This is a genomic window from Sporosarcina luteola (genome assembly GCF_023715535.1).
Classification (GTDB): Bacteria; Bacillota; Bacilli; order Bacillales_A; family Planococcaceae; genus Sporosarcina; species Sporosarcina luteola_B.
Genome location: NZ_JAMBOI010000004.1, coordinates 208,711 through 234,396, shown reverse-complemented (window position 1 = coordinate 234,396; position 25,686 = coordinate 208,711). Strand labels below are relative to the sequence as shown.

Here is a 25,686-nt window from a genome sequence, read left to right as displayed (position 1 = left end):
TCCTTCTTGCTCAATCCATCACTTCCTCGTAACCGAGCGCACGATAGATGTCCTCAATCACTTTTTGCGCCGCAACAGGTATGACCGTTCCCGGACCGAAAATGGCCGTTGCACCGTTTTCCCGCAGGAAATCATAGTCTTGTGCGGGAATGACTCCCCCGACAACGATCAGGATGTCTTCCCTTCCGATTTTCGCTAGCTCATTGCGCAGCTCTGGAACTAGCGTCTTATGCCCAGCAGCAAGCGAACTGACCCCAATCACATGGACGTCATTTTCCGCCGCCTGCAATGCAGTCTCTTCCGGAGTTTGGAATAAAGGACCGATATCGACGTCAAACCCTAAGTCGGCAAATGACGAAGCTATCACTTTCGCCCCGCGGTCATGGCCGTCCTGTCCCATTTTCGCAATGAGGATGCGTGGACGCCGGCCTTCATTTTCCAAAAACTCGTCAGCCATCGCCTTCACTTCGTGGATTTCATCTACATTTGAGAAATTCGAGCTATAGACGCCGCTTACAGATCGGATAACCGCTTTGTGTCTACCGGACACTTTCTCGATTGCATCGGATATTTCTCCGATTGTCGCTCTTGCACGAGCCGCAGTCACCGATAGTGCCAGTAGATTTCCGTTTCCATCGCGCGCTGCCTCCGTCAGTGCTTCCAAGGAGGCGGTGACGTTGGCTTCATCGCGCAATTCTTTCATCTGATGAATGCGAGCGATTTGTTTTTGTCGTACGACGGAGTTGTCGATCTCCAATATATCGATAGCCTCTTCCTTTTCAAGCCGGTATTTATTCACACCGACAATCGTTTCCGTGCGGGAGTCGATTTTCGCTTGACGTTTGGCAGCTGCTTCCTCGATTTTCATCTTTGGCAAACCGGTCTCAATCGCCTTTGCCATTCCGCCCAAGTCTTCGATTTCCTCGATGAGCTCCCATGCTTTTTCCATCAAGTCAGCGGTCAGCCTTTCTACATAATAGGAACCGCCCCAAGGATCGATTGTCTTCGTCATATTCGTTTCCTCTTGAAGGAACAATTGAGTGTTTCGTGCTATCCGTGCAGAGAAATCTGTTGGCAGTGCTATCGCTTCGTCGAGTGCATTCGTATGCAAGGACTGTGTATGTCCCATTGCCGCAGCATTCGCTTCCACTAATGTGCGAGTGACATTATTAAAAGGATCCTGCTCAGTCAAACTCCACCCTGACGTCTGGGAATGTGTCCTCAATGCAAGGGATTTAGGATTGGACGGATTGAAAGATTGCATCATCTGCGCCCAGATTTTCCGTGCCGCCCGCATTTTCGCGATTTCCATGAAGTAGTTCATACCGATCGCCCAAAAGAAAGATAGACGCGGTGCGAATGAATCGATGTCTATTCCCGCTTTCAAACCGGTACGAACGTACTCAAGCCCATCCGCCAATGTATAGGCAAGCTCGATATCCGCCGTTGCCCCCGCCTCTTGCATATGGTATCCCGATATCGAAATCGAGTTGAATTTCGGCATGTTTTTGGAAGTGTATTCAAAAATATCAGCGATAATACGCATCGACATTTCTGGAGGGAAGATGTAAGTGTTCCTCACCATATATTCTTTCAATATATCGTTTTGAATTGTACCTGCAAGCTTTTCCGGAGATACGCCCTGCTCCTCCGCCGCAACGATGTAAAAAGCCATGATCGGCAAAACGGCACCATTCATTGTCATGGAGACGGACATCTGGTCAAGCGGAATCCCGTCAAAAAGGATTTTCATATCTTCTACAGAATCGATTGCCACTCCCGCTTTTCCGACATCCCCTGTCACCCGGGGATGATCTGAATCATATCCACGGTGAGTTGCCAAGTCGAAAGCTACCGATAAGCCTTTTTGTCCCATCGCCAAGTTCCTTCTATAAAATGCATTACTCTCTTCGGCCGTGGAGAAACCGGCATATTGGCGCACAGTCCATGGTCGTGCGACATACATGGTCGGGTATGGCCCTCTCGTATTCGGGGCGATGCCCGGCATGTCATCCAAATGAGAAATGCCTTCCACATCTTTAGTTGTGTAGCTTGACTTGATCGAAATACCTTCGTTCGTAAGAAAAGGCGTATCGTCTGCACTAGGATCTACAGCTGTTTTCAGTTTGCTAATATCAACTTTATCGAAGTCAGGTTTTTTCATTTCCGGGTCCCTCCTTGCCACGAAGTCAGTATGTCCTGCAATTTCTCTAGCTTGTTCTGGCCGTTGAAAATCAAGCCGTTGAGTCCGAGTTGCTTCCATTTGTTCAATGTTTTTTCGTCGATTTTCCCCGCCGCATCCAGCATGATTTCCGTTGGCAGCTTTTCAAGGAGACTTTCCATTCCGGCTGATACAATTTCATCATTACCGCAGACAATTACATATTCGGGTTTTTCGCTATCCAACCATTGGATTGCCTGTTCAATACTTTTGAATGCAGGACTCCAACTGCTCTCTATTCCGCCGGAAGCCAAGAAACTAGTTACGAAGTCCGCTCGAGGCTTAAAGTCTTTCAGTTCGCCGAAGGTCAGTAGTATTGTTTTTGGTTGATTGTCACTAAATGATTGACGGAGTTTTTCAAACGGCTCTGCCAAACGGGCTACCGGATATAAGCCACTCCAATCATCAAAATTTGTCTTCGTAAGCTCAGCGTACACATTCGTGCCGATAAGTGCTCGTTTACCTACGGCAGTCTCTCTTTGAAGTTTTAATAAGTTTTCCTGTAATTGGCCGCCTTCAAGGAATTTATCTATACCGCCTTTACTTTCGATTTCCAGAAACAGTTTCCATGACTTTTCTACGAGCTCTTCTGTCAGTTGTTCAATAAAATAAGAACCGCCAGCGGGATCAGAAACTTTTGCTACATGTGTTTCTTCTTTTAGAACGAGTTGCATATTTCGGCTATGTCGGATGGAGCTGGCATTGGGCCCGGTCAATATATTATGCGGATGCGCTTGAATCATATCAGCCCCGCCCAAAACAGCGGCGAATGTTTCATTGCCCCCCCGAAGAAGATTGACATACGGATCGAGCTTTGAAAAAGAACGCAGAGATGTTACTGCAAATATCGGTATGAATGGTGGTTCATCAACATCATAAGCTTGTGCGAACGCTTTCCATAGCACTCGAAAAGCACGAAGTTTGGCAATTTCCATGAAAAAATGAGTGTCAATCGCAAAACGGACGAAGAAGTTGTCTGCAAAAGAATGAAAGCTTTCCGAGCCTGCTGCGATTCGAGAAGCTTCAGCCAATGCGATTGCCAACTCAGTGACCGCATCGGCGCCTTGATGGTGAGCGTTCCATAGGTCTGCCCCTGCAGTCCGGATATTTGTATAACCGACAGGCATGATCCAATCGTCCACTTGAATAATTCCGGTTACTTTCTCGCGCACTTCATGATGGACAAAATCAAATGCCCTTAAAATCGTGTCATCATTACAGACATTGAAAAGAAATACTGGATATTGAGCTATAAATGAAGACAATTGTACTAGCTGATCATCATTCCAGTTAAGCTGATGAGTCCCATCATATACGATAGCTTCATTCCCTTTTTCGATTGATTCGTTCAATTGTTCCAGGAATTCATCACCGCTGTAAGCAATCGTTTGCTGTGCAATGATCCAACCGGCATTTCGTTTCATGGATCGGACGATTGATGAGTTATCGATGGCAGGTCTTTCAACATAGAGAGGTTCAAGCTCAATGCCCTCCAATGTTGATGTCTTCAATTTTTCATACGGTTTCCCTTTCAGGGAGTCGACAGCAAGTTCTTTCCACTGTTTCAAATCCGCTTTTTCAAAGTTCGTTTTTTTCATATTGTCAATTGTCATCTAGGTTGCTCCTCTCATATTGAGCATAGTAGTGGGCTTTCAGGCCATCCCTAAATTATGTAAAGTGCATCTGAATATTCTTCAACTACTTATAGTTTACCTGACTAGCCAGTTGTTTGAAAGCGCAAAAGAGTTACTGGAGTAGTAGAAGAAATGAAAAATGAAATTTTCTACGGCAAATGTTGGGGTAATATAATTTGCACGCCCCCCCTTTAGATTTCATTATGAATAATGTTGATTTGCACTACAGGCGGACGCTTTCCGCGGGCATGGCTTGAGCCAATCGAACAGCGAAGGGTTCGATTTGCCGTATTTCTGCGTTCTATGCAGAAATTAAGGCAGCCTCATCCTTCTCATCCTGCTCGCAACGCTTCGCTTGTGCTCGCAAAAGCCGTTCTTCGTGACGGCTTTCGCAGGAGTCGCCGCCTTTCGCTCCAATCAACGAATCTCTTTTAAACCAATAGATAGGTGAATAGATTCCCCTGTCTGCTTTGCTATGTATGGATACAGAAAAGAATAATATATAGTTGCCGAGATGAAAGGATTCCAACTCGAAATGGTCAATGAGCGATTTAAACAACGTGTAAAGAAAGGCATATATCACGTTCAGCACGTCAATAACTTTCATAATCGCTTAGTGACTTGGATGGAACGGTTTCAGGGTGTTGCGACAAAGTATCTGGATAATTACCTCTATTGGTTTCGCTAGCTTGATAAGGGAAAAAACTTGGCATTTGAAAAACAGGTTGAGCAAATGCTTATTTCAGCGTGTCAAAATCGAACAATACAACAGTTAAATTGTTGGGAAGTGCATAATTACAAAGAAAAGTCTGTTTCATGTTGTAACGTATGAGATAGATGGGTCGTCAAATTAAATAAGGAGGTGGTGGTTTGAAGAAAACCGTTCTGTTTATTCTATCCTTTTGTCTCTTATTAGGTTTATTCGCTTGTTCTGACCAGATTAAACAAGCAAAGAATAGCGATGACCAAAACAATGTTAGTAACAAAGAGCGAGTCAATAAGGATAAAAACGAAAACGATGTTAGAAAAATTATTTGGGAACAATTATCGGCAAAACAAAAAGAATGGATTGATGGTACTTGGAAGGATGGAAAGGTCTCAAAAGTTACTTTGAATGAATATATGATAACTGAAATCGATGATAAATCATATGAAGGGAAAGAAGTCTATTTAATCGATTTCCCTACTAAAAACAAAGGCACTCCAAACAATGTGATTATCTATGCCGATGTAAATACTTTTAAGTATATTGGAAATGGTCTTCTTGATTAATTGTTTAAATTGGTAAATAAAAGGGGCGCTGAAGCCCTCTTTAATTTACATATTAAAACAACAATCTATACGAAAACAACCTATTTAAAAAACAAACTTTAAGAAAACAACCTAATTCTTTTAGTGATTTTTGGTTATAGCGAAATTATATATGCATAGCATCTACGATGATCGGATTTAGGGGTTTATTCGGAAGATAATCGGGAAGAACACTCTTCCATTAAATAAGTTGACTATATAATAAAAAAACGATTCATTCCCCGATGAAAGGAAATGAATCGCTTGGCTTGGATTTTATATTTTTATTTAATACCTATATATATTAGAGTGAATTCCGTTGATTGAATTGGAGAGCGGCGACTCCTGTGGGATTAGCGGGACAGGTGAGACCCCGCAGTGGAGCAAAGCGACCGAGGAGGCTTACCGCCCGCCCCACGGAAAGCGTCCGCTCGGAACGGAAATCAACAGCTTAAACATAATCCTATTTAATAGGTTTCTTTCAGTGGTCTCCTTTACTGGAGGGACAGCTTTCTACTGCTTCTTAATAGACAGATGTATTCTCTGATGTGATGTTTTCAAGGATTTCCTTTACTCGTGCAAGGAAACGACCAGCCACTAACCCATCAAGCACACGGTGATCGAGTGATAGACAGAGGTTTACCATATCGCGCACGGCAATCATATTGCCGTTCATAACGACAGGGCGTTTGACAATCGATTCAACTTGCAGGATTGCTGCTTGCGGGTAGTTGATAATCCCCATTGATTGGATCGAACCGAATGAACCAGTGTTATTAACGGTGAATGTCCCGCCTTGCATTTCATCGGACTTCAATTTGCCCGAACGCACTTTTGAGGCGAGATCATTGATGTCACGGCCGATGCCTTTGATTGTTTTTTCATCTGCATGCTTAATGACCGGGACGTATAGTGCATCCTCGGTAGCAACGGCGATAGATATGTTTATATCTTTTTTCTGGATGATCTTGTCTCCTGCCCACATCGAATTCATCATTGGGAATTCCTTCAAGGCTTGGGAAACTGCTTTCACGAAGAAAGCAAAGTATGTCAGGTTGAAGCCTTCTTTCTGCTTGAACTCATTTTTCAGGGAGTCACGATACTCGACAAGGTTCGTTACGTCCACTTCGATCATTGTCCATGCATGTGGTGCTTCGTGCTTGGATCGGAGCATATTTGTCGCGATCGCACGTCGCACTCCAGTAATCGGAATTTCGATATCGCCTGCAGCGGTCGGAATCGAGACAGGCTCAACCGGCTTGCTCGCATGCGCGCTTTGTACTGGACCTGCAGCCTGCTGTTCAACGTTTTTCGGAGTCTGTTCGATTGGTGCAGTTTCTGCGGTTGGAATTTCACCGCTATCGATAATTCGTTGAATATCTTTACGAGTGATGCGTCCTTCTTTCCCAGAACCCTGGACAAGTGAAAGATCGATATTGTTCTCTTGTGCCAACCTCAAGACTGCAGGAGAAAAGCGAGATGCCCCTGCTTCACGTTTGATAGGCGCGGCTGGTTTCTGGGAGCCGGCAGCAGGCATTTCATTCGCGGGCTCTTCTTTCGCAGGGACCGCTTCCACCGTAGTTTCTGCGCCCCCTTCTGTCTCGATTGTACAAACGACGACGCCGACTTCTACAGTTTCGCCTTCTTGAACGATAATTTCCTTAATTGTTCCAGCGAAGGAGGAAGGGATTTCGGCAGTCACTTTGTCCGTGTTCACTTCAGCCAACGGATCGTATTTATTGACAGTATCTCCCGGCTTCACTAACCACTTCTCAATTGTTCCTTCTGTAACACTTTCTCCAAGCTTCGGCATTTCAATATTTTCTATTGTCATATCCTTTTGCCTCCTTTCCGATTAAAATTCTGCTAATTCTCGTGCAGCCTTTTCAACTTTATCCGGGTTGACCATGAAGAATTTCTCCATAGTCGGTGCATAAGGCATTGCTGGAATGTCAGGACCTGCAAGACGCCTGATTGGGGCATCGAGATCAAACAGGCAGTTTTCTGCAATGATTGCTGACACTTCACTCATTATGCTGCCTTCTAGATTGTCTTCAGTGACGAGCAGCACTTTTCCGGTTTTGGAAGCCGCTTCAATGATGGCTTCTTTATCCAACGGGTAAACTGTCCGCAAATCAAGAATATGAGCAGAAATTCCATCTTCAGCCAGTCTTTCCGCTGCTTGCAATGCGAAATGCACACAAAGGCCGTAGGTGATGATTGTAATATCGTCCCCTTCGCGCTTCACATCCGCTTTTCCGATTGGCAGTACGTACTCTTCTTCAGGAACTTCCCCTTTGATTAAACGGTATGCCCGTTTATGCTCGAAGAACAGGACCGGATCATCGTCTCTAATAGCCGCCTTTAACAATCCTTTTGCGTCATAAGGAGTCGAAGGGATGACGATTTTCAAGCCAGGTGTACTGGCGAACATCGATTCGACTGATTGGGAATGGTATAATGCTCCGTGGATTCCGCCACCGAAAGGCGCACGGATGACAATCGGACAAGACCAGTCGTTATTGGAACGGTAACGAATTTTCGCCGCTTCGGAAACGATTTGGTTTACAGCCGGCATAATGAAATCCGCGAACTGCATTTCAGCTATCGGACGCATTCCATACATAGCGGCTCCGATTCCTACACCCGCAATAGCGGATTCTGCAAGAGGCGTATCAAGCGCGCGGTATTCACCGAATTGATCGTAAAGGCCGTTTGTCGCTTTAAAAACGCCGCCCTTTCTTCCAACGTCTTCTCCAAGAACGAATACATTTTCGTCTCTTTCCATTTCTTCTTTCATGGCAAGTGTAATTGCATCAATATACGAAATGACGGCCATTATTCGTTCCCCCCTTCCTCTTTATAAACATGGCGAAGCGCATATTCCGGTTCTGCATATGGTGCTTTTTCTGCATAGTCGGTCGCTTCATTGACAATCGCCATGATACGTTCTTCCATTTCTTTTTCATAAGCTTCATCGAGGATGCCAGCATCCCTTAAGTATGCTGCAAATTTAGGGATCGGATCATGCTTCCGTTCGTTTTCAAGCTCTTCTGAATCCCGATACAAACGATGATCATCATCTGAAGAGTGCGCTGTGAGACGATAGCAGATTGTTTCAACGAGGCTCGGCCCTTCACCATTACGGGCACGGTCAGCCGCTTCCTTCACTACCCTGTATACTTCAAGTGGATCTGTACCATCGACAGTCACGCCAGGCATGCCATATCCAATGGCACGATCAGAGACGTTCTCACAAGCCAACTGTTTTTCAACTGGAACGGAAATTGCATATTTATTGTTTTCGACCATAATCACTGTCGGAAGTTTATGGACACCTGCAAAGTTCATCCCTTCATGGAAGTCGCCTTGGTTGGACGACCCTTCCCCTAATGTGACGAATGTGATGAAATCCTCTTGTTTCATTTTCGCAGCAAGCGCGACGCCCACTGCATGCGGAAGCTGTGTCGTAACCGGTGATGAGCCCGTCAAAATACGATTCTTCCGTTGCCCGAAGTGACCCGGCATCTGACGTCCGCCCGAGTTCGGGTCTTCCGCTTTTGCGAAAGCCGAAAGCATAAGTTCCTTCGGTGTCATTCCAAAATGAAGGACAACTGCCATATCACGGTAATAAGGTGCAATCCAATCCTTGTCTTTGTCGAGTGCATACGCAGCCCCTGCTTGAGCGGCCTCCTGCCCTTGACATGAAATGACAAACGGAATTTTACCTGCACGATTCAATAGCCACATACGTTCATCCAACCGTCTTGCCATGACCATCGTTTCATATATTTCCAATGCATCTTCATTCGTCAATCCCAATTCTTCATGACGCGTTTTTGCCATTTTAGAAACCCCCTTCTTTTCCAAGCATAAAATCGGTGTTCAAATTCAAACGGACAGCCGATGGCGATATTTTCATTACATATGAATTGCAATTCCATCCACAGCAAGGGAAGCTTCCCCGATCACTTCAGATAAAGAAGGATGCGGATGGATGGTCGAAGCCACTTCCCACGGAGTCGCATCGAGCACCATTGCTAAACCTGCTTCGGAAATCAAATCTGTTACATGCTCGCCTATCATATGGACACCTAAAATATCATTTGATTTTTTGTCGGCGATAATCTTTACAAATCCATCAGAATTTCCATTGACGAGCGCCTTGCCGATTGCAGCAAACGGGAACTTTCCAACTTTGACATCAAAGCCTTGTTCTTTCGCCTGCGCTTCAGTAAGACCAACACTTGCCGCCTCTGGACTTGAATAGATGCACCGGGAAATGTTCTTATAATTGATCAGTTCCGTTGTATTACCGGCGATATGTTCAACAGCTGCGATGCCTTCATGGGAAGCTACATGAGCCAGCTGCAGTCCGCCGATAACATCGCCGATTGCATAGATATGGCTTTCCTTCGTCTGGAATGTCGGCTTTGTCTTTATAAAACCATTTTCAATTTGAATTTCCGTATTTTCAATGCCAATCCCTTCAACGTTCGCTTGGCGTCCTACTGAAACAAGCATCTTCTCGGCAGTGAACTCTTTCATTTCACCTGCTATTTCAGCGGATATCGTAACAGATTCCTCTGTTTTCGAAAGACTGTCCGCAGCAACTTTCGCACCGGTCACGAACGAGATCCCTTTTTTCGACAGAAGTTTCTTCATTTCCTTTGAAATGTCATCGTCTTCTGTAGGAATGATCCGGTCCGCATATTCAATTACAGTGACATCTACGCCAAAATCATTCAACATCGAAGCCCATTCGATTCCGATGACTCCTCCACCGACAATAAGGATCGATTTCGGTAGTTCCGTCATCTGGAGGGCCCCATCTGAAGAGAGGATCTGTTGTTCATCGATTTCCAACCCTGGCAAAGTGCGGGGTCTCGAGCCGGTTGCAATAATGAGGTTTTTCAGGATGAGCATTTCATTTTCTTCCCCGTTGTTCATTTCAACGGAAATCGTTCCTGGCATCGGGGAAAAAATCGAAGGTCCCAACATGCGGCCGTGCCCTTCATATACATCAATCTTTCCTTTTTTCATTAACCCGATGACACCTTTATGCAATTGTTGGACGATTTCATCCTTCCTTGCCTGGACGCGCGCAAAATTCAATGATGCACCATTCGTTTCGACACCGAAGTGGGCAGCTTCATTTTTCGTCATTTGATACACGGAAGCACTTTTTAATAAGGCTTTGCTTGGGATGCATCCTTTATGCAGGCAAGTGCCTCCAAGTGCATCCTTCTCAACTAGTGCCGTTTTCAGGCCTAATTGTGCGGAGCGTATTGCGGCTACGTAACCGCCTGTACCTCCGCCTAAAATTACCACATCATATTCGTTTGCCATCTATATTCATGGCCTCCTCTTGCTATCCATCAAGCAGGATAGATTTTTGCTTGCTCATCACCATTCAGGACTCGTAGAGCACCCTCAGCAAGGGCTTGCAACTCGTCTTCACCTGGATAGGTTACTACTTCGGATATCCAGCCGACCCGGCTTTTGATCATTTCAACATACTCCTTGCCGTACGCGAGGCCACCGGTCAATAGGATGGCATCGACTTTGCCTTCGAGCACTGTTGCCGCGCTGCCGATTTCTTTTGCGACTTGATAAGCCATTGCTTCATAGACCAATGCCGCATTTGAGTCGCCAGCTTCTATTCTTTTTTCGACAGTCACAGCATCGTTCGTACCTAAATATCCGACAAGACCGCCCTGTCCGACTAATTTTGCCATGATCTCTTTTCTGAAATAAGTTCCCGAATAGCACAAATCTACCAGTTCGCCGATAGGTACTGTACCAGACCGTTCAGGACTGAATGGCCCATCACCGTGCAAGCCGTTGTTGACGTCTATAACTTTACCGTAACAGTGTGCCCCGACTGTTATGCCGCCTCCCATGTGAGTGACGATCAATCGGAGCTCGTCATAATTCTTGCCGATCTGCTTCGCATATCTTCTGGCAACCGCTTTCTGGTTGAGTGCATGAAAAATGGATTTTCTGCTGATCGGTGCGAATCCCGAAATGCGGGCAATCGGCTGCATCTCGTCGACAACTACCGGGTCGACGATGAATGCAGGGATATTTGCTTCAGAAGCAATCTCATTGGCAAGGATGCCGCCAAGATTTGAAGCGTGTTGACCGGAAAAGCCTTTTCTCAAATCGTTGAGCATTTCTTCATTGACGTAATATGTACCGCCTGAAATCGGTCGGAGTAATCCCCCTCTTCCACATACAGCATCAATTTCCGTCATGCGGATGCCGCCAACTTCCATAGAAGAGTGGATGGCCTCTTTTCGAAAATTATATTGATCGATGACCGAATCGAAGTGTGAAAGCTTTTCCGCCTGATGCCTCAATGTGTCTTCAAAAATGATTTGATCGTTTTCGTACACACCGATTTTCGTTGATGTGGATCCGGGGTTGATGACGAGAATCCGGTAACTCTTTTTTCGCACGGTCATCCTCCTCTCGGGGTGCACCTGTTAGGGAATGATTTGTCTTATTTTTTTCGTGTAAGAACACTTTTTTCATTTTGCAGGAACTGTCCACGTGATTTGGCAACACGGGCAATACGTTCCTCAGCAAGTCGATCCGCTGCAACGTACGATGGAATGTTATCGCGCTTGGAAATCGCGAAAATCTTTTCAATCGTATCGTAAATGCCAGCGACGCGTTTCAATGCACGTTCCCGGTTATAGCCTGCAAGCTCATCAGCCACGTTGATGACGCCTCCGGAATTGATGACGTAGTCAGGTGCGTAGACGATTCCCATTTCATGGATTGTATCGCCGTGCTCCGGATTCTTCAATTGGTTATTCGCTGAACCAGCAATGACTTTCACTTTTAACTGTGGAATCGTTTCGTCGTTGATAATGGCCCCCAATGCACATGGAGCGAAAATATCCGCTTCTTGCGAATAAATTTCGTCGGTCTCGACGGCAGTTGCGCCAAAAGCATCAACAGCACGTTGAACAGCTTCCTTATTAATATCAGTGACAATCAGCTTTGCGCCTTCTTCATGCAAGTATTCGCATAATGTGTAGGCGACGTTTCCAACACCTTGGACAGCTACTGTCTTGCCTTCAAGGGAATCACTTCCGAATGCTTCTTTCGCTGCGGCCTTCATCCCCTTATAGACACCGAACGCCGTGACAGGTGAAGGGTTGCCTGAAGAACCGAACTCAGCGGAAACGCCAGTAACATAATCCGTCTCCAAATGGATCAAATCCATATCCTCTTCTGTTGTACCTACGTCTTCTGCTGTAATATATCTTCCGTTCAATCCTTCGATGAAGCGGCCGAATGCGCGGAACATCTCCGGGTTTTTATCCGTTTTCGGGTTTCCGATGATGACCGTCTTTCCGCCACCTAAATCGAGTCCCGCAGCTGCATTTTTATACGTCATTCCTTTTGCTAGACGAAGAGCGTCCTCGATTGCTTCTTCTTCACTCGCGTATGTCCACATGCGAGTACCGCCTAGAGCAGGTCCGAGAGTTGTATCGTGAATTGCGATAATCGCTTTCAATCCTGAAGTTTTGTCTTGGCAAATAACCAATTGTTCGTAATCGTGATCTTCCATATAGTTAAAAATTTCCATGATGCATTTCCTCCTCCGGAATATCCGTTTTTAGTTTTTAGATGCCTGAATGGCTAATGCCAACGAGTAAAGCTTGCTCTCTGCGCTATCAGATCTGGATGTTAATACGATCGGAGCTCTGGCACCTTGTATGATGCCGCCGACTTTCGCTTTGGCGAAATACATAAGTGATTTGTATAAGATATTTCCCGCCTCGATCGAAGGCACTACGAGAATGTCCGCCAGACCCGCAGTTTCGCTCGTTATTCCCTTATGCTTGGCAGATTCAATAGAAACTGCATTATCCAAAGCAAGGGGCCCATCGATGATACAATCCTTAATTTGACCTCTTTGATTCATGACGACGAGCGACGCCGCATCAGTTGTGGGAGTCATTGCCGGATTGATTGTTTCGATTGCTGCAAGAGGGGCGACAATCGGCAATTTCACGCCACATGCTCTGGCGGCGGCAACCGCGTTCCGGATGATTTGCGCTTTCTCTTCCAAGGTGGGTGCAATGTTCATTCCGGCATCCGTGACGAAAAGCAACCTATTATAGCCATCCACTTCAAACGCCGCTACATGGGAGAGGACTTTCCCGGTCCGCAACCCATATTCTCCGTTCAATACAGCTTTCAGAATGAGTGCAGTCGGTAAATTGCCTTTCATCAGCACCTGGGCATCCCCGCCGGATACGGCACGTACGGATTTTTCCGCCGCTTCTTCGTCGCTGTCCGTATGGATGAGTGTGATATAGGGATGTCCATCAAGTTCCGGATAACGATCTTTAATGGCCAAACGCAATCTATCTTCATCATCAAATAGAAGAAAAGATGCAATTCCTTTCATGACTGACATTTCCACTGCTTCTAACACTGCCGGATCGGCGGCGCATGCAACGGATACGACCCGAGTACCAGAAGAAGCTGTTTTTTCGACCAAAGCATCCAGTGTCGACATATGAGCAGCCTCCTTCAGATGAGTTTGTATTTCTCCAATTTATAATATAAGGAGCGCAATGAAATGCCAAGACGGTTTGCTGTCAACGATTTGTTCCCGTCATGTTCGGCCAAAGCCTTTTCAAGCACAGTTCGTTCGTAGTCATCCATCACTGTGGCCAGTGTACTGATTTCGGGAAGGGCAACGTCTCCCGCTTTAACCTCATTCGTGGAAAGAGACCTTCTAATATCTTCTTCCCTGATGACGGCATATCCATGCTTCATAAAAATCATTGCCCGGCTTAAGACGTTTTCAAGTTCACGCACATTGCCAGGCCATTCATATTTTTGCAGCCTTTGCATAGCTTCCTCTGAAATGCTTTCTACATTCATGCCAAACTCTTGATTCAGTTTCTTCAAAAGTTGAAGTGCGACTTCCGGAATATCCGATTTCCTCGTTCGTAATGACGGTATTTGAATCGACAACCGATTGAGCATGTAATAAAAATCCATATTAAACGCACCTTCATGAATTGCCTTTTCAAGGTTTTTTGTAGAAGCCACAATGATCCGCGCAGTCTCTGTGGATGCATTGCTTCTTCGATTGGACATTGACAGTTGCAGATAATCTAGGAGTCTTGATTGGACGGCTAATGGTAGATTCGTCACTTCGTCCAAGAATAGAGTCCCTTTTCCTGCTTCCTCCAACAACCCCGCCCTGAATGCAGCGCCTGTGTCATGAGCTGCGTTATTTCCGAAGATTTCTTTCTCAATTACAAAAGGATCAATTGCCGCGCAGTTTAAACGGATGAACTTGCTTGACTTCCGCTCACTGCCGCTATGAATAGCGTTTGCGAACAGCTCTTTCCCCGAGCCTGCTTCCCCTCGTAATAAGACGGGAATATCCGATTTCGAGGCAACCTTTGCCTGATCGATAGCAAGATTGATCTCAGAGGAGCTGCCATGGATATCGTCGAATGTGCAAGTCGACTCCAATTTCCGGATTGTTTGTCTTGCCCAATCAAGTTCTTTCATTAGGCTGCGCATTTCGGTGATGTCGTGGATGACACCAATGCTTCCCTTTACTTCCTGATCGACAATAATAGGGGCCACGTTTACAATAACATCCCGATTATCTTCCCCAATCCGCATATTTACGCCTCTGACTGGTTTTTTTGTTTGCAATACCTTCATATGGATGCTTTCGCCTTCATTGATGTCGACAGATGCCGGTTTCCCGATCACTTCGTCTTCAGATAAGCCTGTGATCCGAGTGTACGCCGGATTGACAAGGATGCCATTCCCTTTCTCGTCAACAACCGAAATTGCGTCGTCACTAGATTGAATGATTGCTTCGAGCATCGTTTTTATTGATTTCAAATCTGTTATTTCCTCTGCGAGCTTGACAACTTCAGACACATCTTTGAAAATTGCAAATGCGCCAAATGTCTCTTCCTCAGTGGAAATGAGTGGATAACGGGAACTTACAATTTTCAATCCATTGCGCAGAATCAACTCTTCATTCACTTCAGAGCGGCCGGATGTAAGCACCCTAACCAATTTACTTTCCGGAATAATGTCACCGATCGATTTGCCGAGTGCATCGAAATCAGAAACTTCCAACATTTTGCAAGCGCTTTCATTAATAAAATCAATTACACCGTCGTGATTAATACCGATCATGCCTTCATCAATTGAATTAAAGATGAGACGCTGCCTATCCATCTCCGTTTGTAGTTTACGGATGTATTGATCGTTTTCATTCAATAGGCCTACGAGCAGATTCGCGATAGATCCGGGAATTACTAACGTATGCATTGGAATGCTCTTCATCAATTCATCAAAAACTGCTTTTTCTCCCGTTACATCAAAAACAATATGGACTTCTTCAGTCATGAAAAGCTTCCAATCGGAGCCATACGGGATTCCTAGTTTATTTGCGATTACAAGCCCCGGTGCCTGTTCATCAATATCGACAATTGCTGATACATTCATGAAATTCGAGTTCAAGAGCAGGTTCAGTATTTTCGTGCCCCCGGAGCCCGCTCCAACAATGAGTACATTTTGCAAGGATATTCATTCTCCTTTTAGCACCATGCAATCTTTTGCAAATCTATATTCATAATACACGATTGCTCTGTTCTTGACAATAAATGTTGAGCAGGTAAAATTATATTTGGTAAGGAGATTGATATTATGGCTCGTATGGCGGCATTCATCGTACTTCTGATTCCTATTCTTATCACAGCAGGCGGTATTAAGCTCATGCGTGATTCACTTTTCGGAATCCAATTTGCTCCATTTCCTTTCATCTGGCTTCAATTCACGGTGGGCTTCCTCATGTTCGGTGCAGGTCTTGCCTTCTTTGCGGGTTTCCTGCTACGACGTGATAGACGAAAAGGAAGGGTTCAAGATCGTTTCAAATAAATCAATGAATCTACAAAGGACATCGACGAATTCGCCGATGTCCTTTATTCGTCTTGACTCCGGACGCCATAGACTCGGGGCCATAAGTCTATTTGAACCTTTCTGGGAAATCTGTTATCCAGCCATCGATATATGGAGGTGGTTGGAAAGTAATTGCCTCTTTACCGGTAACTCCATAGACCCTCATCTTTTTTCCGCTGGCGACCATTGCGCCTATATACGGTTCTTTCAACAAGCGTTTATGGAAGTTGAAGCCATCTACGAAATCATAATTTTCAAGGCAGTTCCAATCAGTCGTTGTTCTCTTTACAAGCAATGCCGTTTCAATAGATGGCTCCAGCGCTTTTGCTTTTCGGAGTATTTCCGGATCGAATGAAGACAAATGGACACTATCTGACAGCATGGCTATATCGATGATGTTACGCAACAGCTCCGGCCTCTCGGAAACTGTCTCTTTCAACTCGATATTCAAGGCCAGCCGTTTCAGTTCGCAGAATGAAACGACTTCCTGCAATGTTGGTATGCGATGGCCTTTAAAAATCCTGAAGAATTTATTTCCGATGTTTATATGTTGCAATTCACTAAAATGGAGATCTGAAACGAGCTTCCGGATTCCGGAAATTCTGTAAAGATCCATATCGTGAACAATGACTGGCACTCCATCGGCCGTTAATTGAACATCCAATTCAATCCCGTCAGCATGCAGCCTTGCAGCTTCCTTGAATGCCTGCATTGTATTTTCAAAACAGACACCTGAAGCACCCCTGTGCGCGAAGACCATCGGGTTAGACATTAAGTATTTTGTCGACAACTTCGAAGACACCTTTCGTTGTATTATTCAGCAAACTGGTCTTTGATCCTATTTGAATAATGACGCCAGGATATGCTTCTTTTGAAACTTCAATTTGAGGAGGCTTTGCAGTTTTAATTTTGTAAAGTCCGACCTGGATTTCCCGGTCGAGTTCAAACATCTTATCCCTTCCGGCTTGGAGCGTCTTATGCAACTTATCATATGCATCAGCCTGCTCTCCATGCAATTGATTTGATAGTCCGTTATCAAACAAAGATAATTGCGTTTCAAGATGCAACGTATTTTTTTGTATTTCCTTCAATTCTAGAACCATTTGTTGTATTTCCAGGTAGATTAAATCTTTATCGATTCCTTTTGCATATAAATGGGTCGTCCTCTCATGGACATTGCCGGCGAATGCACATTCAATCCTGAAAAGTGCTTCAATACGGCCGCCGATGATTCTCCCTCTTTCTTTATCGACCATTACCGTATCGCCTACTACTTCGGAGCCTAATATATAGGACCCTACATAGATATTTTTTGCAAATAGCCTGCAATTGTTTGCGTGCTTTATGTATATATCACCACTTGCTTCTATAAGGGAATTGTCTCCACCAAATACTCCGCCCTTAATATAAATATCCCCTTCGGATGAACATATTTCCTTGGCATTTGTTATACCTTCGTTGCCCTCGATTGAAATATCTCCAGTTGCATTTACAGAATAGCCTGACATGACTGTTCCGTAAACTGTAATCGCCCCGTCAAATGTAATGGAACCCGTTTCAGGACCTACATCCCCGTTAATGATCAAGTGTTTTCCAACGCTCACAATGTCATCGACGAATTCAAGCGCACCTCCGAATAATGCACGAAGTACAAATTTCTTCTGCTCTTCCACTTCCACTACAGATTTCCGGTCATAACGAAGATTAACATCGCTTCCCCGCATTGCAGCGACAATGTTTCCGAAAATATCCTTTCCTGGTTTCCCGTCCGTGGGTGGAATTTTATCGCCTAACCAATCGCCTTCTTCTACATGTGTGACAAAATTCATTTCATAGTAATCTGCCAAACCGTCTTCGCGGATTACAGGCTTTTTCTCCGGTTTTTCTATATATGTAATTTTGGCGTCCTCGCCTTTCTCGGGTTCCCGTCCAACTGCAGCTTCAATAGCGATCCCCGGATACAAATCATCTACCGCCAAGTCAATTACCCCAAAGACGACGCCGCAGTCTTGCAGTGATTTTCCAATGAGGGGAAGCAGTCGGTGTTTCTCCGATTGAAATTCCGATATTGTCATATTGATAACAACTTCTGCTTTCATATGATCCGGCTGAACAATCACTTCAATTAAAGGTAAATAGTAGCCGACCTTATGTCCATTCCCAATTTCCGTCAGAGCTTTTCTTAAGGCTGGAAAGGATGCAATTTTAATCCTTGGATTTTGGTTGGTCATCATGTCAAACGATTTTAAAGGATAACCGGTCTTTTTCAAGTCGATTACTACATCTTCCTCTTTCACGTATAAATCAAAAAAGTCATTTTGAACTAGCAATTCGACACCCCGTTTTCTCATCTATCCTTGTTTCATTATAAAGTTTAAACAATATTTCTACAATAGACAGATAAAAAACACCGCAAATTTACGGTGTTTGATAAAGTAGCTATTTTATGATGCCAGTTAGCTTGCTATATGCTCCAGACGGATTTTATCTGCAATCATCGCGATGAACTCACTGTTTGTAGGCTTGCTCTTCAAGTGATGGACTGTATAGCCGAATGTTTTTGAAATGACATCGTAATTCCCCCGGTTCCAAGCAACTTCAATCGCATGCCTAATTGCCCTTTCCACACGTGAAGGGGTTGTTTTGTACTTCTCTGCAATGTCGGGATAAAGGATTTTGGTTACGGATCCAAGCAGGTCGACATCAGTGTAGACCATTTGAATCGCTTCTCTTAAAAATGCATACCCTTTAATGTGAGCAGGGACTCCGATTTCTTTTATGATCGATGTAATCGTAGTATCAAGAGCACGTTGGTTCATCGTTGTATCAGCTTCCACCTGCTTTTGAACGATAGGTCTTGAAGGTTTTGCCGTTCCTGAGATTTGGAAAATCTGTGAAACCAATCTGTCAAATTCGAATGGTTTCAACATAAAATAGGAAGCGCCTAAGCTGCCTGCCTGCGCCATGACGTCCTCTTGCCCGAATGCAGTCAACATAATAATATGCATATCGGATAATGCAGCATCCTTCTTTATCGTATCCAATACCGCAATCCCATCCAAATGCGGCATTATGATATCCAAAAGCAGCAGATCAGGCTTGTTTTCCTGCAGCATGGAAAGACATACTTTACCGTTATGTGCTGTCCAAATGATTTCCAATTCCGGATGCTGCTCAAAATATGCTTGCATCGTGTTCACCAATTCTTTATTATCGTCCGCAATTGCAATCCTTACTTTCCCCATCCCATTTTCCCCCTACTCGTTTTTCATCCCTGCCATTATTCTCCATGATTCTATTATTCGCATGAAATCGAATTGCTGTAAAGGAAAATTTCGACAAACAATCGAACAATCCTTCTGTTTTCCGAAAAATGAAACTTAAGGATTATGGTTTCGTCATTATTCGACTAAATTCATTTAAAAAGACCGACCCAAATTTCGGATCGGTTTTTCCTCATTTTCTTTTCTCACCGTCACGCATTGTGACTAAAAATAAACCTGCACCTTTTTGCGGTTCATCGACAAACATATGAGTGACAGCGCCGACAAACTTGCCGTTCTGAATGACGGGACTACCACTCATGCCTTGTAAGATCCCACCTGTGGCTTCCAGCAATTTTGCATCGGTTAAAATGAAATGGAACTGCTCTTCCTCAATGTCAGTAATTTGGATGGAGAACTTTTCGACTTCGGTCCCTTTTACTGTAGTAAAAATTTCCGCCGCCCCTGCTTGTAATTCCGCGGGCTGCATAACTTCTAGAGGTTCAGCCAACACTTTCTTATAAGCATCGTTCCACGCCCCGAAAATTCCATAAATCCCATTAGATCTAATTGTTCCCAAATATTCTTCGTCTTCTACGATGGAGGAGATTTTATATCCTGGAGAGCCTGGCGTACTTTTCTTTATCTGTTCAATTTCGGAAAGGTATATTGCGCCATGTTTAAAAGGTGGTGGTGATTTCAAGGAGCTGTCAACGATTTGATGGCCGAGGGCTCCATATGTGCCTGTTTGCGGATCAACATATGTCAGTGTCCCGGTACCTTCCGTCCGGTCTTTAAGGAAAGGCAGGAGGCGTTTTACAGCATCCTTTTCCGCCAACACCTCAACTGATGCACCTTTTCGACTGATATTCATGTGAATTTTTTCTTTTTTCACTTTCATCATGATGTGTTCAAAGTCGCCGAGACTAACGATGTCCGTTCCGTTAAGTCGGATTATGGAATCGCCAGCCTTTAGCCATTGCTCGTTATTGACCAGTACATCATTTGTGACGAAAATGCCCGATAAATCCATTTGAATACCAATTGAATGGCCCATCGGAATGACTTTGTCATCGGATGAAGCGGAAACATCATGTTGGATCGGCAGGAAATTCAAAAGCGTGGCAAACGAAACGGATAACATCAGTCGTTTACTCCATCCCATGGTTCACCTCCTCAGCTGAAAGATACTATTGGTATGTCCGTTCAGATGGAACTTATGAAAGGTTAAATCATGTAAAAAAACGCATACTTGTTGTATGCGTTTAAATACGGAAAGTTGTTTTCCTTTCGTCAGCAATTGACAGTAATTCATCAGCATGCTGCAACGTCAGTGTAGTTATTTCTGCACCTGACAGCATCCTTGATAATTCCTTCGTTCTCTCCAAATCAGTAATTTCAGCAACCGCTGTCGTCGTGCGGTTCGCCTTCACTTCTTTCCTAATGAGCAAGTGGTGGTCAGCCATGGCAGCGACTTGCGGGAGATGAGATATGCAAAGCACTTGTGAATGGGTGGCGACCATCGCAATTTTATCTGCAATTGCTTGAGCGACCCGTCCACTTACCCCTGTATCGACTTCATCGAAGATAATTGAAGTTATTCCTTGATGCTTGGAAAAAATTGTTTTCAATGCCAACATGATCCTCGATAATTCGCCACCGGATGCAATTTTAACTAAAGGTTTCAACGGTTCTCCCAGATTTGTTGAAATGAGGAAAATAACTTCATCAAAGCCATTACTGTCAAAACTGCCGGATGCTTTTCGTGTAATCGATACATTGAAGGTGGATTTTTCCATATGTAGCTCTTTCAGTTGCATCATAATTGCATCTTGCAGACGGAGAGCTGCTTCTTGTCGGATAATAGATAGTTCATTCGCTTCCACTTCTAGATCTTTTTCAAGTTGGATGAGTTTTTCCTGTTCTTGACCAAGACGTTCATCCCGATTGAGCAATTGATCTAGATCATCTGCAATCTTTTCCCGATAAATGAGAATATCCTCAATCGTGGCACCATACTTGCGCTTTAGTGTTACGAGCATTGCCAGCCGATCTTCGACAATAGGCAATCGTGTTGGATCGTACTCCATTCTGTCAATAATGCTCTTTAATTCATGTGCAGTATCTTGCAAAGAGTAAAAACTTGATGAAACGATCTCGGAGTGGGATTCCAGTTCTTTGTTGACAGAAGCGGCATCTTCCAAATCACTCATTGCAGATCCCACCCAATCCAATGCATGATTGTCACCGCTGATTGACTCATATGCGGTATTTAGACGTTCAAAGATCCTATTGAAGTGTTGGAGTTTCATTTTTTCCTCTTCAAGCTCTTCCTCTTCACCGATGATCAGCTCTGCACTGTCGATTTCTTTCAATTGAAAAGAATAGAGATCAATCCGCTGTGCCACTTGCTGTTCATTTTCACTAGCGGTTTCTAGCCTACGCTTCAATTTTGTATATTGATTATATATTTCTATATAATTGCGATGTGCTTCAGCCAGACCCACTCCAGCAAATTGATCGAGCAGATTAATATGCCGCTTTTCATGCATCAATTCTTGATTATCGTGCTGGCCGTGAATATCGATCAATTGCGAACCGATTTCTCTCAAGCTGGCAATCGTCACTAGTTTGCCATTGATCCGGCAAGTCGTTTTACCGCTGGCGTTCAGATCACGTCTGAGAATGATTATGCCATCCTCGCAATCAATGCCGAATTCAGCTAGTTTTCCAAAGACAGGGTGATTCGCATCATCGATTGTGAACATCCCTTCCAGTTCAGCCTTTTTCGCTCCGTGACGAATGAATTCCTGCGAGCCCCTTGCACCGGCAAGGAGCTGAACGGCATCAATGATTATGGACTTACCGGCGCCTGTTTCGCCGGTCAGAACGGTCAAGCCTTCTTCAAAAGTCACTTCGAGATGCTCTATTATCGCAAAATTATGAATGGAAATCTCACCTAACATTCAAATACGCACCTCCTTCAGAGAATCGAACATTCAGCTTAAATGAGCGCTAACAGCCTTTCTTTCACTTCAACTGTTAGGGACTCATCCCTGCAAATGATCATGCACGTATCATCTCCGCAAATGGTTCCAAGCATTTCATCCCATCCTAAGTTATCAATAAGGGAACCAACTGCATGCGCATTTCCAGGCAACGTCTTCAGAATAATGAAATGGCTTGCACTATCAATACCTATAAATGCATCAGTAAGCATTCGACGCAGCTTTTCTTCGGTATTGAATCTATGGACAGGCGGCAGGCTATATTTATAACGGCCATCGGGCAATGGGACTTTGATGAGATGCAATTCTTTAATGTCACGGGAAACCGTCGCTTGTGTCACGTCCACTCCGGCGTTTTTCAATTTATCAACAAGTTGATCCTGTGTTTCAACTTCCTCATTTGTAATAATATCCCGGATACGCAGATGGCGTTGTCCTTTATTCAATACAATACCTCCCATGCTCAACTTCACACCTTTCTATTTGAAATCAGGTCAATGCTACATAAGCTTCAGTGATCAACGCACTAAAAGCTGATTCATCATAAGGATTGACCGGGTCTTCCTCCGATTGCAGGTGGAAAAGGAACTCGATATTTCCTTCCCCGCCAGTAACCGGGGAAAAGGAAATACCGCGTAAAGAAAATCCGTTCATGGTGGAGGAAGCCGCAATCTTTTGTAAGACTTCTAAATGGACGGCCTTCTCCTTCACAATCCCTTTTTTTCCTACTTTGTCTTTCCCCGCCTCGAACTGAGGTTTTACGAGCGCCACAATGTCTCCACCATCGGCAATTATCCGCTTCAGTGGAGGCAGTATCAATGTAAGTGATATGAACGAGACATCAATTGTGGCGACTTGAGGCGTCCCTTTCGTGAAGTGTTCGGGAATCGAATGTCTGAAGTTGGTCTTCTCCATGACGGTAACCCGCTCATCACTCCGGATTTTCCAAGCAAGCTGGTTTGTCCCTACATCAAGCGCATAGCAATGTTTTGCCCCATTTTGCAAAGCGCAATCCGTAAAACCGCCCGTAGAAGAACCGATGTCCAAAACAATCTTATTTTGTACGGATATATCGAAAACTTCGAGAGCCTTTTCAAGCTTTAAGCCGCCTCGGCTCACATATTTCAATGCGGATCCTTTTACCGACAACGGGGCGTCTATCTTGATTTTCTCACCGGGCTTTTCTAATCTCGTTTCTGCGGAAAACACGATTCCTGCCATTATGGAACGCTTCGCTTGCTCCCTCGTTTCAACTAACCCTCTTTGAACAAGGAGTACATCGACTCGCTCTTTTGGTTGACCGTTCGTCATACGATTTCCCTTTCTGCATGGGTCGTTCCTTTGACAGCCAGTTCCGTCGTCCTTACAACATTCTCTACCGTCAAATCGATTTCTTCAAACAACTTATCGACACTGCCGTGTTCAATAAATTCATCCGGAATGCCAATACGGCTAATGGAAACAGATGCAGAGACATCATGTGCGTACTCCATGACAGCACTTCCGAACCCGCCTGCCAATGCCGCTTCTTCCACAGTGACAATCGGTTTACCAGTACTGAATAGTTGATCGAGCATTGCAATATCCATCGGTTTGATGAATCTTGCGTTGACGACTTTTACATGAATGCCTTTTTTCGCAAGTAACTCCGCTGCTTCCAATGCCATTGGAATGGTTGTCCCAAATGTCAAAATCGATACGTCCGCACCTTCGCGCAGTATTTCCCATGTACCAATAGGAATCGTTTTCAATTTCTTGTCCATTACGACTCCCAGACCGTTCCCTCTTGGATATCTCATCGCAATAGGACCGTCATCATACTCCAAAGCCGTCTTTACCATATGTTGCCCTTCATTTTCATCTTTCGGCATCATAATTACGAGATTCGGCATATGTCGTAAAAATGAAATATCATACACACCATGGTGAGTTTCTCCATCCGCACCAACGAGTCCTGCACGATCTATGCCGATAAAGACGTTCAACTTCTGTCTAGTAATATCATGAAGCATTTGATCATATGCCCGTTGCAGGAACGTCGAGTATATGGCCAAAAACGGTTTCATCCCTTGGGTTGCCAGACCTGCTGCCATCGTTGCGGCATGCTGTTCAGCAATTCCCACATCAAAAAACCGGTCCGGAAATTCAGCCGCGAAGGACTCCAGTTTGGATCCTACGGGCATAGCCGGAGTAATGGTTGCTATCCGTTTATCTTCCCTGGCAATTGTTCTGACGGTTTCAGCCACTAGCCCGCTCCATGACGGTGCAGTCGTATTTGATTTCACGAAATCGCCTGTTTCTATCTTATAGGGGCCGGTTCCATGCCAAGTTCCAATTTTATCATTTTCGGCAGGTGTGTATCCTTTTCCTTTTTTCGTAATAACGTGAAGCAGGACAGGACCTTCAACCTTCTTGGCATACTGAAGATTACGTTCTAGATCATTGAAGTCGTGTCCATCGATAGGTCCCAGATACGTAAATCCAAGCTCTTCGAAAAACACACCGGAAACAAGCAGATACTTCAAACTATCCTTCACTCGTTCAGCAGCAGCAGCCACTTTTCCGCCGACTGCAGGGATCTTTTTCAAAATATATTCTAATTCATCTTTCACGCTATTGTATTTCCCGGCAGTCCTTAACTTGCCAAGGATATCATGAAGCGCTCCGACGTTAGGCGCGATTGACATTTCGTTGTCATTTAAGATGACAATCATATTTGTCTTCAAGTGGCCGATATGGTTCAATGCCTCCAAAGCCATGCCGCCCGTCAATGCACCATCGCCGATGATTGGAATAACATGGTTCGAGCCGCCTTGCATATCTCTGGCAGCAGCCATTCCCATGGCAGCGGAAAGGGATGTGGAGCTATGCCCTGTTTCCCATACATCGTGTTCGCTTTCAGACATTTTCGGGAAGCCGCTCAGACCTTTATATTGGCGGAGCGTGCCAAATTGATTAGCTCGACCCGTCAGGATTTTATGCACATATGCTTGATGCCCGACATCCCAGATGAATTTATCTTTTGGGCTGTTGAATAGCTTATGCAAGACAATCGTCAATTCAACAACACCTAAGTTCGGACCGATATGACCGCCTGTCACAGACAGGTTTTCAATTAGAAATTTCCGGATTTCTTCTGCCAATTCCGTCATTTTTTCTTTATCAAGTTGCTTCAGAAACGACGGATTTGTAATTTTAGCGAGATCCACTACTATCACACACCTTCATAAATTATTGCCACGTAAGTCCAAGTAATGTTTTCATTATAACAAGAAGGCTCTACAATAGGAACTATTGGACCA

The 25,686-nt window shown here is 44.5% G+C and carries 21 protein-coding genes and 1 pseudogene; 3 read left to right on the top strand and 19 right to left on the bottom strand.

Annotated features, from left to right (window positions below; genetic code table 11):
* Positions 1-10: 10 nt before the first annotated feature.
* The 3 genes from scpA to M3191_RS18780 all read right to left on the bottom strand — a co-directional run bounded on the left by scpA (position 11) and on the right by M3191_RS18780 (position 4,447).
* Positions 11-2,164 (bottom strand): methylmalonyl-CoA mutase, encoded by a 2,154-nt coding sequence (scpA, locus tag M3191_RS10500; RefSeq protein WP_251700332.1) that lies wholly within the window; start codon positions 2,162-2,164, stop codon positions 11-13.
* A complete protein-coding gene (locus M3191_RS10495; RefSeq protein WP_251700331.1) occupies positions 2,161-3,834 on the bottom strand; it encodes a methylmalonyl-CoA mutase family protein in 1,674 nt (557 codons plus the stop codon). Before M3191_RS10495 ends, scpA begins: the two co-directional genes overlap by 4 nt.
* 322 nt (positions 3,835-4,156) lie before the next feature.
* Positions 4,157-4,447, bottom strand: a complete 291-nt coding sequence (locus M3191_RS18780) for a hypothetical protein (RefSeq protein ID WP_435368155.1) — start codon at positions 4,445-4,447, stop codon at positions 4,157-4,159.
* Between M3191_RS18780 and M3191_RS10490 the strand changes: the two are divergent.
* Positions 4,415-4,687 (top strand): annotated as a pseudogene (locus M3191_RS10490) (hypothetical protein); the annotation flags it as partial. The gene M3191_RS18780 and the pseudogene M3191_RS10490 sit on opposite strands and share 33 nt — an antisense overlap.
* Before the next feature lie 38 nt (positions 4,688-4,725).
* The gene (locus tag M3191_RS10485; protein ID WP_251700330.1) at positions 4,726-5,127 is read left to right on the top strand and encodes a hypothetical protein; all 402 of its coding nucleotides are present in this window, start codon (positions 4,726-4,728) and stop codon (positions 5,125-5,127) included.
* A gap of 541 nt (positions 5,128-5,668) precedes the next feature.
* Here M3191_RS10485 and M3191_RS10480 read toward each other — a convergent pair.
* The 8 genes from M3191_RS10480 to M3191_RS10445 form a co-directional block, all read right to left on the bottom strand.
* Positions 5,669-6,979, bottom strand: a complete 1,311-nt coding sequence (locus M3191_RS10480; RefSeq protein ID WP_251700329.1) for a dihydrolipoamide acetyltransferase family protein — start codon at positions 6,977-6,979, stop codon at positions 5,669-5,671.
* A gap of 21 nt (positions 6,980-7,000) precedes the next feature.
* Positions 7,001-7,984 carry an alpha-ketoacid dehydrogenase subunit beta gene (locus M3191_RS10475; protein WP_251624484.1) on the bottom strand — a complete coding sequence of 328 codons (984 nt, stop codon included), beginning with the start codon at positions 7,982-7,984 and terminating at the stop codon, positions 7,001-7,003.
* Positions 7,984-8,991 (bottom strand): thiamine pyrophosphate-dependent dehydrogenase E1 component subunit alpha, encoded by a 1,008-nt coding sequence (locus M3191_RS10470; protein ID WP_251694457.1) that lies wholly within the window; start codon positions 8,989-8,991, stop codon positions 7,984-7,986. The genes M3191_RS10475 and M3191_RS10470 overlap by 1 nt, the downstream gene beginning before the upstream one ends.
* A gap of 75 nt (positions 8,992-9,066) precedes the next feature.
* The gene (gene lpdA / locus M3191_RS10465; RefSeq protein WP_251700328.1) at positions 9,067-10,494 is read right to left on the bottom strand and encodes a dihydrolipoyl dehydrogenase; all 1,428 of its coding nucleotides are present in this window, start codon (positions 10,492-10,494) and stop codon (positions 9,067-9,069) included.
* Positions 10,495-10,523: 29 nt separating this feature from the next.
* On the bottom strand, positions 10,524-11,606 hold the full coding sequence (gene buk, locus M3191_RS10460) for a butyrate kinase (protein WP_251700327.1): 1,083 nt from the start codon (positions 11,604-11,606) through the stop codon (positions 10,524-10,526).
* A 44-nt stretch (positions 11,607-11,650) separates the two neighbouring features.
* Positions 11,651-12,748 carry a Leu/Phe/Val dehydrogenase gene (locus M3191_RS10455; RefSeq protein WP_251700326.1) on the bottom strand — a complete coding sequence of 366 codons (1,098 nt, stop codon included), beginning with the start codon at positions 12,746-12,748 and terminating at the stop codon, positions 11,651-11,653.
* Between the two features lie 30 nt (positions 12,749-12,778).
* The gene (gene yqiS / locus M3191_RS10450) at positions 12,779-13,687 is read right to left on the bottom strand and encodes a phosphate butyryltransferase (RefSeq protein WP_251700325.1); all 909 of its coding nucleotides are present in this window, start codon (positions 13,685-13,687) and stop codon (positions 12,779-12,781) included.
* Positions 13,688-13,701: 14 nt separating this feature from the next.
* Entirely contained in the window at positions 13,702-15,735 is a 2,034-nt protein-coding gene (locus M3191_RS10445; protein ID WP_251700324.1) for a sigma 54-interacting transcriptional regulator, read from the bottom strand.
* 126 nt (positions 15,736-15,861) lie between these two features.
* Here M3191_RS10445 and M3191_RS10440 point away from each other — a divergent pair, with 126 nt between their 5' ends.
* Complete coding sequence (locus M3191_RS10440; RefSeq protein ID WP_251624491.1) at positions 15,862-16,092, top strand: DUF2627 domain-containing protein; 231 nt, start codon at positions 15,862-15,864, stop codon at positions 16,090-16,092.
* Positions 16,093-16,180: 88 nt separating this feature from the next.
* Here the strand turns inward: M3191_RS10440 and M3191_RS10435 are convergent, their stop codons facing one another.
* The 8 genes from M3191_RS10435 to dxs all read right to left on the bottom strand — a co-directional run bounded on the left by M3191_RS10435 (position 16,181) and on the right by dxs (position 25,593).
* The gene (locus M3191_RS10435) at positions 16,181-16,903 is read right to left on the bottom strand and encodes a glycerophosphodiester phosphodiesterase (RefSeq protein ID WP_251700323.1); all 723 of its coding nucleotides are present in this window, start codon (positions 16,901-16,903) and stop codon (positions 16,181-16,183) included.
* Entirely contained in the window at positions 16,878-18,443 is a 1,566-nt protein-coding gene (locus M3191_RS10430; protein WP_251700322.1) for a DUF342 domain-containing protein, read from the bottom strand. The genes M3191_RS10435 and M3191_RS10430 overlap by 26 nt, the downstream gene beginning before the upstream one ends.
* 126 nt (positions 18,444-18,569) lie before the next feature.
* Positions 18,570-19,358 (bottom strand): sporulation transcription factor Spo0A, encoded by a 789-nt coding sequence (gene spo0A, locus M3191_RS10425; RefSeq protein ID WP_251700321.1) that lies wholly within the window; start codon positions 19,356-19,358, stop codon positions 18,570-18,572.
* A 211-nt stretch (positions 19,359-19,569) separates the two neighbouring features.
* Positions 19,570-20,541: a SpoIVB peptidase S55 domain-containing protein gene (locus M3191_RS10420; protein WP_251700320.1), complete on the bottom strand. Its 972-nt coding sequence runs from the start codon at positions 20,539-20,541 to the stop codon at positions 19,570-19,572.
* A 100-nt stretch (positions 20,542-20,641) separates the two neighbouring features.
* Positions 20,642-22,342 carry a DNA repair protein RecN gene (gene recN, locus M3191_RS10415; protein WP_251700319.1) on the bottom strand — a complete coding sequence of 567 codons (1,701 nt, stop codon included), beginning with the start codon at positions 22,340-22,342 and terminating at the stop codon, positions 20,642-20,644.
* Positions 22,343-22,380: 38 nt separating this feature from the next.
* Positions 22,381-22,830, bottom strand: coding sequence for a transcriptional regulator AhrC/ArgR (ahrC, locus tag M3191_RS10410; protein ID WP_251694445.1), 450 nt, complete (start codon positions 22,828-22,830; stop codon positions 22,381-22,383).
* 43 nt (positions 22,831-22,873) lie between these two features.
* Positions 22,874-23,695, bottom strand: a complete 822-nt coding sequence (locus M3191_RS10405) for a TlyA family RNA methyltransferase (protein WP_251700318.1) — start codon at positions 23,693-23,695, stop codon at positions 22,874-22,876.
* Entirely contained in the window at positions 23,692-25,593 is a 1,902-nt protein-coding gene (gene dxs / locus M3191_RS10400; RefSeq protein WP_251700317.1) for a 1-deoxy-D-xylulose-5-phosphate synthase, read from the bottom strand. The genes M3191_RS10405 and dxs overlap by 4 nt, the downstream gene beginning before the upstream one ends.
* Positions 25,594-25,686: the final 93 nt, after the last annotated feature.

What these genes read in the sequence shown, in the direction of transcription:
- M3191_RS10475 (WP_251624484.1), bottom strand. Translation starts at nt 7,984, where the DNA reads ATGGCCGTCATTTCGTATATTGATGCAATTACACTTGCCATGAAAGAA.
- M3191_RS10420 (WP_251700320.1), bottom strand. Translation starts at nt 20,541, where the DNA reads ATGGGATGGAGTAAACGACTGATGTTATCCGTTTCGTTTGCCACGCTT.
- M3191_RS10455 (WP_251700326.1), bottom strand. Translation starts at nt 12,748, where the DNA reads ATGGAAATTTTTAACTATATGGAAGATCACGATTACGAACAATTGGTT.
- scpA (WP_251700332.1), bottom strand. Translation starts at nt 2,164, where the DNA reads ATGAAAAAACCTGACTTCGATAAAGTTGATATTAGCAAACTGAAAACA.
- M3191_RS10495 (WP_251700331.1), bottom strand. Translation starts at nt 3,834, where the DNA reads ATGACAATTGACAATATGAAAAAAACGAACTTTGAAAAAGCGGATTTG.
- M3191_RS10480 (WP_251700329.1), bottom strand. Translation starts at nt 6,979, where the DNA reads ATGACAATAGAAAATATTGAAATGCCGAAGCTTGGAGAAAGTGTTACA.
- yqiS (WP_251700325.1), bottom strand. Translation starts at nt 13,687, where the DNA reads ATGTCGACACTGGATGCTTTGGTCGAAAAAACAGCTTCTTCTGGTACT.
- M3191_RS10440 (WP_251624491.1), top strand. Translation starts at nt 15,862, where the DNA reads ATGGCTCGTATGGCGGCATTCATCGTACTTCTGATTCCTATTCTTATC.
- spo0A (WP_251700321.1), bottom strand. Translation starts at nt 19,358, where the DNA reads ATGGGGAAAGTAAGGATTGCAATTGCGGACGATAATAAAGAATTGGTG.
- recN (WP_251700319.1), bottom strand. Translation starts at nt 22,342, where the DNA reads ATGTTAGGTGAGATTTCCATTCATAATTTTGCGATAATAGAGCATCTC.
- M3191_RS10470 (WP_251694457.1), bottom strand. Translation starts at nt 8,991, where the DNA reads ATGGCAAAAACGCGTCATGAAGAATTGGGATTGACGAATGAAGATGCA.
- lpdA (WP_251700328.1), bottom strand. Translation starts at nt 10,494, where the DNA reads ATGGCAAACGAATATGATGTGGTAATTTTAGGCGGAGGTACAGGCGGT.
- M3191_RS10405 (WP_251700318.1), bottom strand. Translation starts at nt 23,695, where the DNA reads ATGACGAACGGTCAACCAAAAGAGCGAGTCGATGTACTCCTTGTTCAA.